Source organism: Cryptosporangium arvum DSM 44712 (assembly GCF_000585375.1).
Lineage (GTDB): Bacteria > Actinomycetota > Actinomycetes > Mycobacteriales > Cryptosporangiaceae > Cryptosporangium > Cryptosporangium arvum.
The window spans coordinates 4,098,103-4,113,762 of sequence record NZ_KK073874.1; the positions used below are offsets into that span (position 1 = coordinate 4,098,103).

12 protein-coding genes are annotated in these 15,660 nt (G+C 72.6%); 6 read left to right on the plus strand and 6 right to left on the minus strand.

The window, feature by feature from the left end; genetic code table 11:
- Positions 1-34 precede the first annotated feature (34 nt).
- Both CRYAR_RS18340 and CRYAR_RS18345 read left to right on the plus strand, forming a co-directional pair.
- A complete protein-coding gene (locus tag CRYAR_RS18340) occupies positions 35-1,117 on the plus strand; it encodes a TIM-barrel domain-containing protein (RefSeq protein WP_051570581.1) in 1,083 nt (360 codons plus the stop codon).
- A gap of 137 nt (positions 1,118-1,254) precedes the next feature.
- On the plus strand, positions 1,255-1,857 hold the full coding sequence (locus CRYAR_RS18345; RefSeq protein WP_035852423.1) for a VOC family protein: 603 nt from the start codon (positions 1,255-1,257) through the stop codon (positions 1,855-1,857).
- A gap of 60 nt (positions 1,858-1,917) precedes the next feature.
- Here CRYAR_RS18345 and CRYAR_RS18350 read toward each other — a convergent pair whose 3' ends face one another.
- A complete protein-coding gene (locus CRYAR_RS18350) occupies positions 1,918-2,370 on the minus strand; it encodes an SRPBCC family protein (protein WP_035852424.1) in 453 nt (150 codons plus the stop codon).
- Positions 2,371-2,447: 77 nt separating this feature from the next.
- Here CRYAR_RS18350 and CRYAR_RS18355 point away from each other — a divergent pair, with 77 nt between their 5' ends.
- Positions 2,448-5,144, plus strand: coding sequence for a helix-turn-helix transcriptional regulator (locus tag CRYAR_RS18355; protein WP_035852425.1), 2,697 nt, complete (start codon positions 2,448-2,450; stop codon positions 5,142-5,144).
- Positions 5,145-5,151: 7 nt separating this feature from the next.
- Here CRYAR_RS18355 and CRYAR_RS18360 read toward each other — a convergent pair whose 3' ends face one another.
- Together CRYAR_RS18360 and CRYAR_RS18365 are read right to left on the minus strand one after the other, a co-directional pair.
- The gene (locus tag CRYAR_RS18360) at positions 5,152-5,541 is read right to left on the minus strand and encodes a TIGR03618 family F420-dependent PPOX class oxidoreductase (protein ID WP_035852427.1); all 390 of its coding nucleotides are present in this window, start codon (positions 5,539-5,541) and stop codon (positions 5,152-5,154) included.
- 13 nt (positions 5,542-5,554) lie between these two features.
- A complete protein-coding gene (locus CRYAR_RS18365) occupies positions 5,555-6,187 on the minus strand; it encodes a TetR/AcrR family transcriptional regulator (protein WP_211247525.1) in 633 nt (210 codons plus the stop codon).
- 287 nt (positions 6,188-6,474) lie between these two features.
- On the opposite strand from CRYAR_RS18365, the gene CRYAR_RS18370 reads away from it, so the two are divergent.
- Positions 6,475-7,248 carry a class I SAM-dependent methyltransferase gene (locus CRYAR_RS18370; protein ID WP_035852428.1) on the plus strand — a complete coding sequence of 258 codons (774 nt, stop codon included), beginning with the start codon at positions 6,475-6,477 and terminating at the stop codon, positions 7,246-7,248.
- 66 nt (positions 7,249-7,314) lie between these two features.
- Positions 7,315-8,613 carry a glycoside hydrolase family 36 protein gene (locus CRYAR_RS18375; protein WP_157017868.1) on the plus strand — a complete coding sequence of 433 codons (1,299 nt, stop codon included), beginning with the start codon at positions 7,315-7,317 and terminating at the stop codon, positions 8,611-8,613.
- A gap of 10 nt (positions 8,614-8,623) precedes the next feature.
- Here the strand turns inward: CRYAR_RS18375 and fxsT are convergent, their stop codons facing one another.
- Both fxsT and CRYAR_RS18385 read right to left on the minus strand, forming a co-directional pair.
- Positions 8,624-11,203: an FxSxx-COOH system tetratricopeptide repeat protein gene (gene fxsT / locus CRYAR_RS18380; protein WP_157017870.1), complete on the minus strand. Its 2,580-nt coding sequence runs from the start codon at positions 11,201-11,203 to the stop codon at positions 8,624-8,626.
- Between the two features lie 160 nt (positions 11,204-11,363).
- The gene (locus CRYAR_RS18385; RefSeq protein ID WP_051570589.1) at positions 11,364-13,688 is read right to left on the minus strand and encodes a transketolase-like TK C-terminal-containing protein; all 2,325 of its coding nucleotides are present in this window, start codon (positions 13,686-13,688) and stop codon (positions 11,364-11,366) included.
- A 165-nt stretch (positions 13,689-13,853) separates the two neighbouring features.
- Between CRYAR_RS18385 and CRYAR_RS18390 the strand changes: the two genes are divergently transcribed.
- The gene (locus CRYAR_RS18390; RefSeq protein ID WP_211247526.1) at positions 13,854-14,339 is read left to right on the plus strand and encodes an Lrp/AsnC family transcriptional regulator; all 486 of its coding nucleotides are present in this window, start codon (positions 13,854-13,856) and stop codon (positions 14,337-14,339) included.
- Here the strand turns inward: CRYAR_RS18390 and CRYAR_RS18395 are convergent.
- Positions 14,296-15,330 (minus strand): GlxA family transcriptional regulator, encoded by a 1,035-nt coding sequence (locus tag CRYAR_RS18395; protein ID WP_051570591.1) that lies wholly within the window; start codon positions 15,328-15,330, stop codon positions 14,296-14,298. The genes CRYAR_RS18390 and CRYAR_RS18395 overlap by 44 nt on opposite strands.
- Between the last annotated feature and the right edge of the window lie 330 nt (positions 15,331-15,660).

Below are 15,660 nucleotides of genomic sequence, written 5' to 3' on the forward strand. Positions count from 1 at the left end.
CCTTTCGCCAGCCGCATCGAAACGTCAGGGTCACTTGCGCCGGCTGGTCGAGCAGGGCGTCGACTGTTTCAAGACCGACTTCGGCGAGCGCATCCCGCTCGACGTCCGGTGGAGCGACGGAGCGGACCCGGACGGTATGCACAACCGGTACGCGCAGCTGTACAACGAGGCGGTGGCCGACGTGCTGTCGGACGCCCGCGGCGCCGGTGACGTCGTCCTGTTCGCGCGGTCCGCCACGACCGGTGGGCAACGTCTGCCGGTGCACTGGGGCGGGGACAGCACCTCGACCTTCGCCTCGATGGCCGAGACCTTGCGCGGCGGTCTCTCGCTCGCGCTCAGCGGGTTCGGGTTCTGGAGCCACGACATCGGCGGCTTCGAGGGAACCCCCGATCCCACCGTGTTCGTCCGGTGGGTCCAGTTCGGCCTGCTGTCGTCGCACAGCCGCCTGCACGGCAGCGGTTCGTATCGGGTGCCCTACGCCTTCGGTGACGAGGCCGAGCGGATCACCCGCGAGTTCCTGCGCCTGCGCTACTCGCTGATGCCCTACCTGTGGGCGACCGGCCGGCAGGCGGCCGAACGCGGCCTGCCGGTCATCCGCCCCATGGCGCTGGAGTTCCCGGACGATCCCGGCGCCGCGTACTGCGACCGCCAGTACATGCTCGGGGCCGATCTCCTGGTCTGCCCGGTGTTCGATCCGGACGGTGCCGTGGAGTACTACCTCCCGCCGGGCCGATGGACCGACTGGTGGACCGGCGACGTCACGCACGGCCCGGCCTGGCGCACCGACGAGTACCCGCTGGACCGCATCCCGCTGTGGGTGCGGGGACCGGCCGTCATTCCGATGACCACGCGGGTGGACCGCCCCGACCACGAGTGGCTCGACTCGCTGGAGCTGCGTGTCTTCCCGGCCGGTGGCGGGGCCGCGGTGAAGCAGGTGACCGTGACCGATGAAGCCGGACGGGAGGCGACCTGGCAGGTGACCATCGACGACGAGTTCCTCGCGGCCGTTGGCGCTGACGGAGCACCCGAGTTCTCCTTCTCGGACGCCGGTCAGCGGGTCGGCGTCTCGCGCGAGGGCCGCGCCCGACTCCCGCGGCGTGCCGGGACCCCCGGCTGACCCGCGCGACCCCGGGTCGCCGCCCGCTCGAGCGCTTCACCCCGTCGACGGGCCAGGGTGCGGACCCGTGCCGGGCACCGGTGCGAACGGGGGTGGGCACGACCGAGGGTGGTGGGAACACCAGCTGAGGAGATGCCATGGAGTACGCGATCGAAGTGATCGTCCTGCCGGTTTCCGACGTCGACCGCGCGAAGGCCTTCTACACCGCACTGGGCTTCCGGGAGGACGTCGACTACCGCGGGCCCGACGGGTTCCGGGTCGTGCACGTCACTCCGCCGGGTTCGGCGGCGTCGATCGTCATCGGCAGCGGGATCACCGAGCAGACGCCGGGGTCGTCGCAGGCCGTGCACCTCGTCGTGGACGACATCCGGGCCGCCCGGGCCGATCTCGAGGCCCGCGGCGCCCGGCCGAGTGCGGTCTTCCACGACGCGGGCGGTGTCTTCCACCACGCCGGGGTGGTGGACCGTGTCCCCGGCCCGCATCCCGACCGGCAGTCGTACGGGTCCTTCCTGTCGTTCACCGACCCGGACGGGAACCTGTTCGTGGTGCAGGAGGTCACCACGCGCCGTCCGGGCCGCGTCGACCGCGTCGTCTACCGGTCGGTGGACGAGGTGGAGAAGGCTCTGATCGACGCCGCCCGCGCGCACGGCGAGTACGAGAAGGAGATCGGGCGGGCGGACGAGAACTGGCCGGCCTGGTACGCCGCCCACCTGGCCCGGGCGGCCGGGCTCGGCGCCTGAGCCGTCAGCACGGCGTCGGTCCCGCCCGGCCACCGGCCGGGCGGGACCGACGCGTGACGCTCACCCCCGTGGGGCGTAGCGGGCCTCGATGGCCTTGACGGTGTTGCCGAGCGCCTTGTCGAGCTGGCCCTTCGCGACCGTCCCGAGCAGGAATCCGACGATTTTTCCCTTCAGGTTCTTCCCCTCCCGGACGACGACGGCGTCCAGCACGGTCATCCCGTCGGCGCGCCGGGTGAGCGTGTAGGTGTGGCCCGAGGCCCCGCCCCACAGGTTCGAATCGATCGTCGTCATCACTATGCGGTGCGGATCCGACCAGTCGTACCGGAGCCGCTCCCAGACGCCGCCGGACCCTTCGGTCACGTCGGCCCGGGTGGGGCCCTGGTCGTGCACCTGGAGCCGGTCGTCCGCGCTGGCGCTGAAGAGCGTGGAACGGCCGGGCCCGAAATCGGTGATCCCGGCGACGAGCTGCTCCGGTGTGGCGGTGGTGGTCTTGCTCATGCGAATCGTCGACATGCGCTGAGCGTCGCTCCGGGAACGGGGCCATCGCACCCGTGGTGGACACTGGTCCGTACCCGGGACGAAGGAGAGCGGTGCTGCTGGGGCGGGGGCGCGAGTGCGAGGCCCTGGACGGTCTGCTGCGTGACGTCCGGGCGGGGCGGAGCCGGGTGCTGGTGCTGCGCGGCGACGCCGGCATCGGGAAGAGCGCCCTCCTGGACCACGTGGCCGGGCGGGCCGCGGCGGGCCGGGTCGTCCGCGTCGCCGGCGTCGAGGTCGAGTCCGACATCGCCTACTCGGGGCTCCAGCAGCTGTGCGGCCCGCTGCTGCCGCACCTCGGCGCGCTGCCCGGCGTCCAGGCCGCGGCGCTGAGCACGGCGCTCGGGCTGAGCGCCGGGAGCGCGCCGGAGCTGCTCCCGCTCGGTCTGGCGGTGCTGAGCCTGCTCGCCGAGGCCGCGTCCGAACGGCCGGTCGTCGTCGTGGTCGACGACGCGCACTGGCTGGACCGGATGTCCGGGCTCATCCTCGGCTTCGTCGCCCGCCGCCTGGACGCCGAGGCGGTGGCGCTGATCTTCGCGACCAGGCAACCGAGCGACGAGCCGACGCTCGGCGGGCTGCCCGAGCTCCGGATCGGCGGATTGCCCGACGGCCCGGCCCGGACGCTGCTGAACTCCGTGCTGCCCGAACCGGTCGACGCGGCGGTGCGGGAGCGGATCCTCGCCGAGGCCAGGGGGAATCCGCTCGCGCTGCTCGAACTGCCCCGGGGATCGACGTCGGCGGAGTTGGCGTTCGGGTTCGGCGGTCACCGACCCACGCCGATCGCCGGCCGCGTCGACGAGGGCTTCCGGCAGCGGATCGCCGCGCTGCCGGCCGAGACCCGGGTCCTGCTGCTGACCGCCGCGGTCGAACCGACCGGCGACGTCCCGCTGCTGCTGCGCGCACTCCAGCTGCTCGGCGTCAAGATCTCCGCGGCCGAACCGGCGGCCACCGCGGGCCTGCTCGAGCTGGGGGCGGGTGTGCGGTTCCGTCATCCGCTCGTCCGGTCGGCGAGCTGGCGTTCCGCCGACGCCACGCTGTTGCGTGCGGTCCACGCGGCGCTGGCCGACGCCACCGACCCGGCCGACGACCCGGATCGCCGGGCCTGGCACCGCGGCCACGCGACGCTCGAGCCGGACGAGGAGGTGGCGGGCGAGCTGGTGGCCGCCGCCGACCGGGCGCTGGCCCGGGGAGGCCGGGCCGCGGCCGCCTCGTTCCTCGAACGCGCGGTGGTGCTCACCCCGGATCCGCAGCGGCGGGCCGCCCGGGTGCTCGCGGCCGCGCGTGCCCACCTCGGTGCCGGGGCCGCCGAGGCGGTGGCCGATCTGCTCGCCGCGGCCGAGCTCGGCCCGCTCGACGCGCGCCAGCGGGCCGAGGCCGGGCGGCTCCGCGCCTCCGCGGCGTTCCTGGTCGACCCGAGCGGCCGGTCCGGGCCACCGCTGCTCGACGCGGCGGCCGGCCTCGCGACCCTCGACGAGGCCGCGGCGCGGGAAACCGCCGTGATGGCGTTCGTCGCCGTGCTGCAGGGCGGCCGCTCCGGTGATCCGGACGCGGTGCGCCGCACCGCCGAGGCGGCCGGAACGCTTCCGCGCGGAGACGATCCGGCCGGGCGGCTGGTGGACGGTCTGGTCGCCTGGAGCCTCGACGGGCCCGGACCGGCCGCGCCCCGGCTGTCCGCGGCGCTGGAGACGATCACCGCCGCCGACGATCCGGAGGTGCTCTGGCTGTCGGCGTCGGTGGCGCTGGACCTCCTGGATCAGGCGGCGCTGGACCGGCTCACCCGCCGCGGCCTGGACTCCGCGCGCCGGACCGGAGCACGGTCGGGCCTTCCGGGCGCGCTGTCCGGCCGGAGCGAGGCGCTGCTGGCCGCCGGTCGGCTCGTGGAGGCGCGGAGCCTTCTCGACGAGGCGCGCACGATCGCCGAGGCCACCGGTCGCCCGAGTCACCTCGGCACCGAGGCGCTCGTCGCCGCCCATCAAGGCCGGGAGAAGGACGCCGAGGAGGCGATCGCGGCGGCCGAGCGGGCCGCCGCGTCGACCGGGGTGGGCCGCCTGATCGGGGTCGCGGCGCTGAGCGGGGCGGTCCTCCGCAACGGCCTGGGTCACTTCCCGGCCGCGCTGGCCGCCGCTCGGGTCGGCACGGCGTTTCCCGAGCTGTCGCTCTACCCGCGGGTGTTGAGCGAGCTGGCCGAGGCCGCGAGCCGGGCCGGGGTGCCCGCCGCCGTGACCGAGGCCCGCGACCGGCTCGCCGAACGGGCCGCCGCCGGGACGCCGTGGGCGCTCGGTGCCCACGCGGTGGCGGAAGCGCTGACCGGCCCGGCGCCGGCAGCGGAGGAGTGGTTCCGGGCGGCGATCGCGCACTTCGACGTCGACCTGCTGGCGTTTCCGCAGGCCCGGGCGCGGTTGCTCTACGGCGAGTGGCTGCGCCGGGAGGGCCGCCGGGTCGACGCCCGCGCGGCGCTGCGTGCCGCCCACGAGGCCTTCGCGGCGATGGGGGCGGAGGCGTTCGCCGACCGCGCCGCCCGGGAGCTGACGGCCACCGGCGAGATCGTGCGCAAACGTTCCGCGGACGCGCGCGACGAACTGACGTCGCAGGAGGCGCAGATCGCCCGGCTGGCGCTGGCCCATCGCACCAACGCGGAGATCGCCGCGATGATGTACCTGAGCCCGCGCACGGTCGAGTGGCACCTGCGCAAGGTCTTCACCAAGCTCGGGATCACGTCCCGCCGGGAGCTGGCGGCCGTCCTGGAGGGCTGATGCCCGCTCAGGGGGTGTGGACCCTGTCCACCTCGATCGTGAGGAGGACACGCTGCTGCTCGCCGCCGCCGTAGTTGGGGTACGGGCGGCCGATGTACTTCTGGGACAGCTCTTCCAGGTTCTGCCGGGCGCCGCTGGTCTCGGCGGCGACGACGGTGCCGCGCAGCGCCCAGGACCGCAGGGGTGCGGCCGGGTCGGCGATCCCGATCGCGACGCGCGGGTCGCGGCCGATGTTGCGGGCCTTCTGGTGGGTGTCGACCGTGTTGATGAGGACGTGCTTGCCGTCCGTGTCGGCCCAGGTCTGCGAGATCTGGGGCGAGCCGTCGGGCATCAGCGTGGTGACGAAGCAGATCGCCTTCCCGCGGAGAACCTCGAGCAGATCGTCGGGAAGTGGCATGTCGGTCGCACCTTTATTTCTGCTTGTCGTGGTACAGGAGATCGATGACCGTCTCGTCCGGCGGGTCGCCGGAGAGATCGGCGTGGCGCAGGCCGGCCAGGACGACGACGAGCGCGCGCCGCCAGAGTTCCGGAGCGGAGGCGCGGGACGCGTCCAGCACGCTGCCCACCATCACGTGCGCCGCGGCGAAGTCGGCCGGGGTGGCCCCGGCGGGGAGCTGCCCGGCGCGTACGGCGCGGTCGATGAGGCCGGCCACGAGCGGGGTCATGCGATCGTGGGCGCGACGTACCGACTCGGTGGCCTGATTCCGGCTCCGGAGAAGTTCTCCCAGCCCGCGGCTCTGCGCCTCCAGTTCGAGTTGCCGCTCGAGGAACCAGGTGAGCCCGGCCCAGGCGTCGTCGGAGCGCGCGGCCTGCTCGGCGAGGTCGGTCACCGTGTCGATGTGGTCGCTGAACAGGGCGTCGAGCAGATCCTGCCGCTGCGGGAAACGCCGGTACATCGTGCCCATCCCGGTACCGGCGGCGCGGGCGATGTCCTCGTACGGGACGCCGACGCCCTCGGTGGCCATCAGCTCGTACGCGGCGCGCAGGAGCAGCTGACGATTGCGCTCGGCGTCGCGTCGCAGCGGCGGTTTCGGATCGGACACGCCCCTGACGCTAGCCAAGTGGAAGAGAAATTCCAAGTTGAAGTTCTCTTCCACTTATGGGTCGGGGCGGCGCCGCGCTCACCGCCCGCGAGCTCGACGCGGTTGCGATCTGGGCCCACGAAGCCGGGCACGCCGTGGGCTGAGCCTTCGACTCACCGGTTCGACACTGCGGGCGTGGCCGACCGGATCGTCGACCCTCGCCTTGCCACATTGGACGACGCGATGAAAACTGCCTAGATGAGGCGGCGCGGCATCGAGCCGGTGGACCGCCGGGGGGTGAGGCACTCATGGACGGTCACCAGCCGGGCGACGCTCTCAATCGGCCCAGTCATCCCACCGCGAGTCTCCCGGAAGTCCGGGCACGGACGGAGATCTCCCGGCTGTTGACGGAAACGCCGATTCCGCCGGAAGACTTGACGAAGAATCTCGGGCTCTATCAATCCAAGGAGAGCGTCGCAACCATTCTGGCCATGAACGACGTCTACCGGCGTATTCGATCGATCCCGGGCGTCATCATGGAGTTCGGCTCGCTCTGGGGCCGCCGGTTGGCCCTTCTCATCGCGCTCCGCGAGATCTACGAGCCGTACGACTACACCCGGCGGATCATCGGTTTCGATACGTTCACCGGTCTTCCCGACCTCCATCGGAACGACGGGTCCTCCGTGGAGGTGCGGCCCGGATCGATGTCGGTGCCGCCGGACTACGCCCGCCATCTCGAACAGGTGCTGCACGTTCACGAGATGGAGAGTTGCCATGCGCATATCCAGCGCTTCGAGGTGAGACAAGGGGACGTCCGCCGGACGCTGCCGGAGTATCTGACGTCGAATCCCGAGACGATAGTGAGCCTGGCCTATTTTGATCTCGACCTTTATGAGCCCACCATTGCCTGCTTGGAGGCTCTTCGCCCCCGGCTCGTTCCGGGAAGCGTCTTGGCGTTCGATCAGCTCGTGCACCGAAACTTCCCGGGCGAGACCATCGCCGTTCTGGAGTCGTTGGGACTGCGCCTGAAGTCGGTGGAGAAGCTGCCCTACCTGCGGTCGCCAAGTATCGTGACGGTCTGATCCGGCCCAGCGTCGACCGGGGAGGGATGAGCCGTGCGACCAGACCGTGACCGCCCCTTCGTCGACGTGGCAGAGCTTGTCGGTGACCCGTCCCGCGCGCGGGTGTACGAGCACGGCTGGCAGTCGTGGAGCCCGACCGGCATCTATCCGGCCACCGGGACCTCGCAGCGGCCGGCGGACGCCACGGCGCAGACGATGGTGTACCGGCCGGGCCGCCCGGCCCCGGCCCGCGGGTTCCAAGGCGAGGGACTGATCGCCGTCCAGCCGGCCCCGCACGCCCCGGTGCACATCTGGTCGTCGTCCGCTCCCGAGCGTACGGTGCCGTCGATCCGGGTCCGGGCCGAGCGCGACCGCCTGGTCGTCTCGGCCGATTCGGAGGTCACCGTGTCGGTCCACGACACCGGCTTGGGAACCGCGCTGGCGCGGTGGGCGGAGTCGCTCGCGGTCCGCTTGGGTGTCGGGCCGGTACGACCCACGCCGCCGGTCTGGTGCTCCTGGTACTGCTACTGGGAGGCGGTCACCGCCGAGGCGGTGCTGGCCAACCTCGACGCCATCGTGGACGCGCGCCTTCCGGTCGAGGTCATCCAGGTCGACGACGGGTGGGAGGCCGGCATCGGCGAATGGAGAGCCGGCGGCGACTGGGCCGGCTCGCTCACCGGGGTGGCCGCGCGCGTGCGCGACGCCGGGCTTCGCCCGGGCCTGTGGCTGGCGCCGTTCCTCGTCGGCGCCCGCTGCACGCTGGCCGCCGATCACCCGGACTGGCTGGTCGGCGGGGCCGACGCCGGTCATAACTGGGGTCAGGACCTCGCGGTGCTCGACATCACCCGTCCGGCGGCGGCCGAGCATCTGACCGGGATGCTGCGCGCGCTCGCCGACGCCGGGTTCGACTACTTCAAACTGGACTTCCTCTACGCCGGCGCGCTGGCGGGGCGCCGGTACGCCGACTGCAGCCCGGAGGCGGCTTACCGGGAAGGGCTGGAGCTGATCCGAGCCGCGCTGCCGGAGGGAACCACGCTTGTCGGTTGCGGCGCGCCCCTCCTGCCGAGCATCGGGCTGGTCGACGCCATGCGGGTCGGTCCGGACGTCGCCGGGGAGGGGGCGCGGGAGACTCCGGAGCGCCGGCCGGCCGCGATCCGGACCGGCAGCGCTCGCTCCTTCCAGCACGCCCGGTGGTGGGTCAACGACCCCGATTGCCTCCTTCTGCGCCCGGAGGTGCCCGACCGGGAGGAATGGGCCGGGTACGTCAGCTCCTCCGGGGGCGTCGCCGGGTTCAGCGATCCGGTCTGGCAGCTCGACGAGTGGGGTCTGGATACTGCGCGCCGGCTGCTGCGCCCGTCCTCGACCGAGCACGTCGACCTCGTCTAGGGCGCCGCCATCACTCGGTGGGACCGACCGGTGGGACCGGGTAGGTGGCCGTCGGCGGCCCGGCGACCGGTGCCGAGCGTTCCAGGAGCGAACGGGCCCGCTGGGTCTCCGGGTTGTCCGGGCCGAAGGTGGCGGTGGTGATGTCGACGGCGAGCGCGAACTGCTCGCGGGCACCGGACTCGTCGCCCGCTTGCCGCAGTAGCGTTCCCAGGTTGCTCCGGACCACCGCGAGTGAGCGGTGCTGCGGCCCGAACGACCGCTCGATGATCGTGAGTGCCCGCTCGTAGTGCGCCCGCGCGCCCTGCACGTCTCCGAGGTCCTGCAGCACACCGCCCAGGTTGTTCGCCCGCATGGCGACCTGGTACCGGCCGGAGCCGAGCGTCTCCTCGTCGATCTCCAGCGCACGTTCGAGCAGACGGCGTGCCCCGGTCAGGTCGCCGAGGTCGTGCAGCAGACGACCCAGGTTGTTCAAGTCGACGGCGAACCGGGGATGGCTCGAGCCGTACCTGCGTTCGTCGATCTCCAGCGCGCGCTCGAGCTGGGCGCGGGCCGCGTCGGTCTCGCCCATCTGCTGCAGGACGCGGCCGAGGTTGCCGCAGATCGACGCGACCGCCGGATCGTCCGGACCGAACGCCGCCTCGTCGACGGCGAGCGCCTGCTCGAGCTGGTCCCGTGCGCCGGCGAGGTCGTCGAGGTCCTGGAGCACACCACCGAGTGTGTTGCGGACCGCCGCGATGCGCGGGTGGTCCGGTGAGAAGACCTGCATCAGGATCTCCAGCGCCTCCTCCAGCTCGGTCCGAGCCGCCGGCCACTCGCCGAGGTTCTGCAGGGTCCGCCCGAGGCTGTTGCGTGCCTCGGCCACGGCTTCGTGGTCCGGACCGTAGGCCGCCGAGGTGATCGCGACCGCCCGCTCCATGTACTGCCGGGCCTCGTGGAGTTCGCCCCCGGACTGCGCCACCGCGGCCAGGTAGCCGAGGTCGACGGCGACCAGCGGATGCTGTGGGCCGTGTGCGGACTCGTCGATGGCCAGCGCGCGCTGGAAGGCGCTGGCCGCGTCCTTCAGCCGGAACCGCTCGGCCAGGTAACTGCCCGCCGAGGTGAGCAGTTCCGCAGTGCGATCGGGCTCGACGCCGAGCCGCTCCGTGCGCGCCACGACCGTCAGCGCGTGCGGCAGCATCCGCTCACATCCCGGCCAGCTCGCCGGTTCGTCGGTGGCGAAGGGGAACGCGTCGGCGATCAAGTGCAGGGCACGTGTCGCCCAGAACGGCTCATCGGCCGGGCCCGCCCGCGTGCGCACGACCGCCTGCACCAGCCGATGCACGCTCAACGAGTCGTCGTGGGCACTGACCAGCGAGAAGCGGACCAGGGCGCCGACCGCGTCGGCATAGGTCAACGGGTCCGCCACCGCCTCGCGCAGCCGGTCCGGCAGCCTCGCCGCGCCCTGGACCGGCAGGCCGCGCGGGATGTCGTCCGGTGCCAGCATCGCGCATAACGTGAGCAGCTCGGCGGCGGCGGGGGCCCGAAGGTTGAGCTGGTCCAGCGCGATCGACCACGTGGTCGCGACCGGCTCCTTGTGCGCGAACGGCTCGCCGCGGTGCAGCACGTCCGGAAGCCGGTCCCGGACCAGCTCGACGTACGCGGACACGGTGATCTTCGTCTGGCTGACGTAAGCCGCGGCCTGCTCCAGCGCGAGTGGCAGATCGCCGAGCGCGTCGGCGAGATCCCGGGTCGCCTCGACGTCCGTGGCGACCCGGGACCGGAGAAACGCGACCGACTCGGCCCGGTCCAGCACGTCCACTTCGACCGTCCCGGCCAGCCCGGCCCAGTGCGGGTTGCGGGACGTCACCAGCACATGGCCGCCGATGGCCGGCCAGTAGGGCTCGAGGTCACCGCCGTTCTCTGCGTTGTCGAAGATCAGGAGCCAACGGATGCCGTCGCGCAGCACGTTCCACAGTGCGTCGGTCATGTCCGCCTGGTCGGCGACCTCGGCCACGCCCAGCCGGCGAGCCAACGCGGCCAGTTCGGCGGCCACCGTCGTGCCCTCCTCGGCCGCGATCCACCACACCACGTCGTAGTCGGCGCGGCGACGGTGGGCGTACTCCAGCGCGAGCTGGGTCTTGCCGACTCCGCCGAGCCCGTACAGCACTTGCCCGACCGGCCCGGACGCGGCCGCCGGATCCCCGAACCGCGTCGCAAGGTCAGCGAGGATCGCCTCCCGGCCGGTGAAGTTCTGGTTGCGGGGATGGAGGTTCGACATCGCGAGAGGCCGAGCCGGTGTGGGCGCGGTGTCCTCCGTCGGCCCGGCGGGCGGCGCGTGGCGACCGCGGCGTACGGCGAAGCCGCCGGCCCGGGCCGTCAACAGCGCCAGCAGGCCGGACAACGTGGAGGCGACGAGTGCCTGCCCGAGCTGTGCGCCGCGCAGCCCGTCCTGCAGGTTGGCGAGGATCCCGGCGTACACGGCGATCCCCGCCAGGAGCCCGACCCCGGCCTCCGCGAGCAGTCGCTGGGGGAGCCTCCAGGCACGTCGACCGCGGGCGGCGATTCTGGCCGCGATGGGCCGTCTCGGCTCGTCCGCGTCTGCATTCTCCATGCGAAACCCTCGCCGCCGGTGCCGATGTCCGACTGATCCGTTGTGAATCGCGCAGGTCGTGCTGTGCCGCGACCATACAGCCACGGCGGACAGCCGATCGCCCTCGCGAACGAAGCAGCGGAGGTCGTGCAGGCCGGCCGATCGGCCGAGGAGACCGCGGTCACCGTCCCGTGAGCGTGAGGGCGGCGTCCACGATCGAGGCGACGTCGATTCCGTGCAGGCGGTAGGCGTCGTCCACGCCGGACGACTGGCCGAACTCGGTGACGCCCAGGTTGATCGTGCGGTCGCCGCGGAGACCGGCCAGGAAGGACAGCGTGTGGGGGTGGCCGTCCAGCACGGTCACCAGCGGCGCGGGGTGCTCGGCGGGGAACAGCGCCGCGCTGATGTCGCTGCCGCGCCCCTGGGCGGACCGGAAGACCAGGTCCGGGCTGGTCAGGCAGACGACGCCCGCGGTGACGCCCTGGCTCGACAGGAGCTCGGCCGCGGCGACGACCTCGGGGAGGATGGCACCGGCGCCGACCAGCGTCACCTGCTCGTCGGCGGGGGAGTGGGCGGTGATCCGGTAGCCGCCGGCGACGGCCTGGCGCCGGCGGCGTTCACGCAGCACCTCGTCGAGCGGGAGCGCGGCCAGCCCCGGGTCGATCGGCCGGGTGGACAGGCGGAAGTAGCCGGAGGTCCCGCCGGGGACGCCGACCTGGTTCATCGCCTCGAGCAGGCACCACTCGAGGTCCTGGGCGAAGGCCGGTTCCCAGGCGACGCACCCGGGCTGCTCGAGCCCGATCGACGGCGTCGTGATGGATTGGTGGGCACCGCCCTCGGGCGCGAGCGTCACGCCGGAGGGGGTACCGACGATGATCGACTGCCCACCGGCGTAGATGCCGTACGACCAGGGCTCGAGGGCGCGTGAGATGAACGGGTCGTAGAGGGTCGCGATCGGGATCAGCCGTTCGCCCCACCGCGACCACGTCGCTCCCAGCTCGCCGAGCAGGCCGACCAGGTTGACCTCGGCGATGCCCAGCTCGATGTGCTGGCCGGTGGTCACCTCCGACCACTTCAGGACACGCTCGGTGTCGTCGGCGAACCAGTCCGGGCGGTCCTGCGCCGACCAGACCCCGGTCTTGTTGATCCAGCCGCCCAGGTTCGTGGAGGAGGCGACGTCGGGGCTGCAGGTGACCACGCGCGCGGCGGCGGCGGGCGCTTCGCGGGTCAGATCGGCCATGAACCGGCCGAGCGCGGCCTGCGTCGAGATGGCTTTGCGGTGCGGGCGGGAGAGGGCCGCGGGCAGCACGTCCGGCCGGCGGGACGGGGTCGGCGGCCGCTCCAGCGCCGCGGCCCGCCGCCCGCACAGTTCGGCGGCGCGCGAGCCGGGCGCGAACGTGCGCCACGGGTCGGCCGGGTCGGCCCCGACCGCCTCGGCGAGGGTGGCCATCTGCGCCTCGGACAGCAGGGCGGAGTGGTTGTTGGGGTGACCCTCGGTGGGTAGCCCGCGACCTTTGACCGTGTAGGCGAAGATCACGGTCGGCCGGGTCGACTCCACGGAGTCGTAGGTGTCGAGCAGTAGACCGTGGTCGTGCCCGCCCAGATCGCGGATGGCCGCCGCCAGCTCCGCGGCGGGCAGCGACGCGAGCAGCGCACGCAGCCCGGCCGACCCCCGCTCGCCGGCGATGCGGTCGGCGACCAGCGAGGTGTCGACCCGCAGCAGCCGCTGGTACTCCTCGTTGGGCATCGCCTCGAGGCGGGCCCGCAACTCGTCGCCGCCCGGCCGCTCGAACAGCGCCGAGATGGCGCGGCCCCACTTGAGGGTGATCACCTGCCAGCCGGCGGCGTCGAACATCCCCATCAGCCGGTGGATCTGGACGTCGGGCACCACGCGGTCGAGCGACTGCCGGTTGAGGTCGACGATCCACAGCAGCTCGCCCAGCCGTGCGACCGACGGGTCCGCGACCGCCTCCCAGATGGCGCCCTCGTCCAGTTCGGCGTCGCCGAGGAGGCTGACGAAACGCCCCGCTTTCGGTGCGGTGTCGAAGTGCGAGGCGACGTAGCGGTGCGCCATCGCCGCCCAGATCGCCGCGGTGGCGCCGATGCCGACCGACCCGGTCGAGAAGTCGACGGTGTCGGGGTCCTTCAGCCGGCTCGGGTAGGACTGCAGCCCGCCCTGGGCGCGCAGCGAGGTCAGGTACTTCGGGTCGAGGTCACCGAGCAGGTAGTTGATGGCGTGCAGCACCGGCGAGGCGTGCGGCTTGACCGAGACGCGGTCGTGGCGGCTCAGCTCGGAGAACCACAGCGACACCATGATGTCGACCATCGACGCGCTCGACGCCTGGTGCCCGCCCACCTTGACGCCGCTGGTGTTGGGCCGGCCGTGGTTGGCCGCGTCCACGATGGCGGTCGAGAGCCAGAGCACCTTCCGCGAGATCTCGTCCAGCACCTCCGTGCCGGTGGTGGCGTCGATGTCGATGTCGATGTCGTGCCGCAGCTGGTTCATCGCTGTCGTCTCCGTCGGTGGTGGCGGTCGTCGGCCGCGAAGTGCCGACGTCCCTGAGCAACGAACTGTGCGTAGACCGGGCCGCGAGGGCAAGAGAAGTGCGAAACCGTGCTCGGGAGCGCACGAATGTTTCGGGTTCGACGCCCGGCGGTGCATCATGCGTTCATGCCGAAGCACGAATCCCGGATGGCACGGCGGACCGTCCACCTGGACGAGGTCGACCGGCAACTGCTCGACCTGCTCCGCAAGGACGCCCGCGCGCCCGTCAACCAGCTGGCGCGGGCCGTCCGGCTCTCACCCGCGCCGGTCAGTCGACGGATCGCCCGGCTGGAGCAGGAAGGAGTGATCCGCGGCTACGTCACGGTCGTCGACGACCGGGCCGCGGGTGACGTGCACGCGTTCGTGGAGATCCGGCTCACCGGCGAGACCGAGACCGGGGAACTCGAGGAGTGGCTGCGCCGGATGGACGAGGTGGAGAACTTCTTCACCGTCGCCGGCGACCCGGACGTCCTGGTCCGCCTGCGTGTTCACGACGTCGATCACCTGCAGCGCGTCGTCAACTCCATCCGCCGCACCGGGAAGGTGACCGGCACCAAGACGATGATCGTCATGTACGACTGGACTCGCGGGGAGGACGTCGACGGCGGGTGACCGGCCGGACCTCCGCCGGGCTTCCGCCCGCCCAGGACACGTTGCGCTGCCGGTAACCGGCGGGTGACTCGCCGGCCTGCCGGACGAAGGCGCGGCGCATCGCCTCCGACGTGCCCCACCCGCACCGGCGGGCGATCCGGTCGACGTTGTCCGGTGTATCGGTGAGCATCCGCTGGGCCGCCTCGACCCGGACCTGCTCGACGTAGTGACCGGGGGTCGTTCCGGTCTCGCTCAGGAACAGCCGGGCGAAGTGCCGGGCCGACATCCGGGTCCGCTCGGCGAGAGCGGTGACCGACAGGTCCTCGTCGAGGTGGTCGGCTATCCACGCCCGGACGTCACGAAGCCTGGTCGAGCCGGACGATTGGACCGCCAGCTGAGCGCTGAACTGCGCCTGGTGGCCCGGCCGGCGCACGAAGACCACGAGCAGGCGCGCTACCCGCAGAGCGAGTTCGCGGCCGCAGTCCTCTTCGATGAGCGCGAGCGCCAGGTCGATTCCGGCGGTGACGCCGGCGGAGGTGAACACCCCGTCGTCCTCGACGAAGATCGGGTAGCGCTGCACGTGGACCCGGGGGTACGCCTGCGCGAAGTGGCCGCAGAACGACCAGTGCGTGGTGGCCCGCTTGCCGTCCAGCAGCCCGGCCTCGGCCAGCAGGAGTGAGCCGGTGCAGACCGAGGCCAGGCGCTCGGCCTCCGGGCCCAGGGTGCGAAGCCGCGCGGCGACCTCGGGGTTCGGGACCTCGGCGCCCGGTCCGCCGGGAACCAGGAGGATGTCGGGCCGGCGGACGTCCTCGATGTCCAGGTCCGGCAGGACGGTCAGCCCTCCGGCCAGGCGCACCGGACGGCGGCCGATCGACGCGGTGCGGACGACGTAGGGCGGGCCGTCCGGGGACGAGTGGTACCGGGCGGCCCCGGTGAACGCGTCGTAGGGGCCGGTGAAGTCGAGTGGCTGCGCGCCGTCGAAGAGGAAGATGACCACGGTCCGGGAGCGCATGGCAGCAGTGTCCGTCCTCGGCCCGGTCGTGGCAACGAGGCGCTGCGCGCGGGCGTCCGTGCGTTCTGCGTGGTCATGGCCGCTCTCCTGGGTCTCGTGCCCGCCGCGGGCCGAACGTAACAACGCCCGGTGGCGCTCGGACCCGCGTGTCCGGATACGAGGGGTATCCGTCGTTGTCCGGTCGGTCCCCGGAGCCTAGTTTCAGGCCAACCCCGCGGTATCCGCAGGTCAAGGACGTGTCGATAGGCGTTGGACGGCTCGCCGCCGAGGCTCACGGGCGTCGGCCGAATTCGTCCGCGGGCATGGCCAGGAGTCGACGTGGGCGCTACT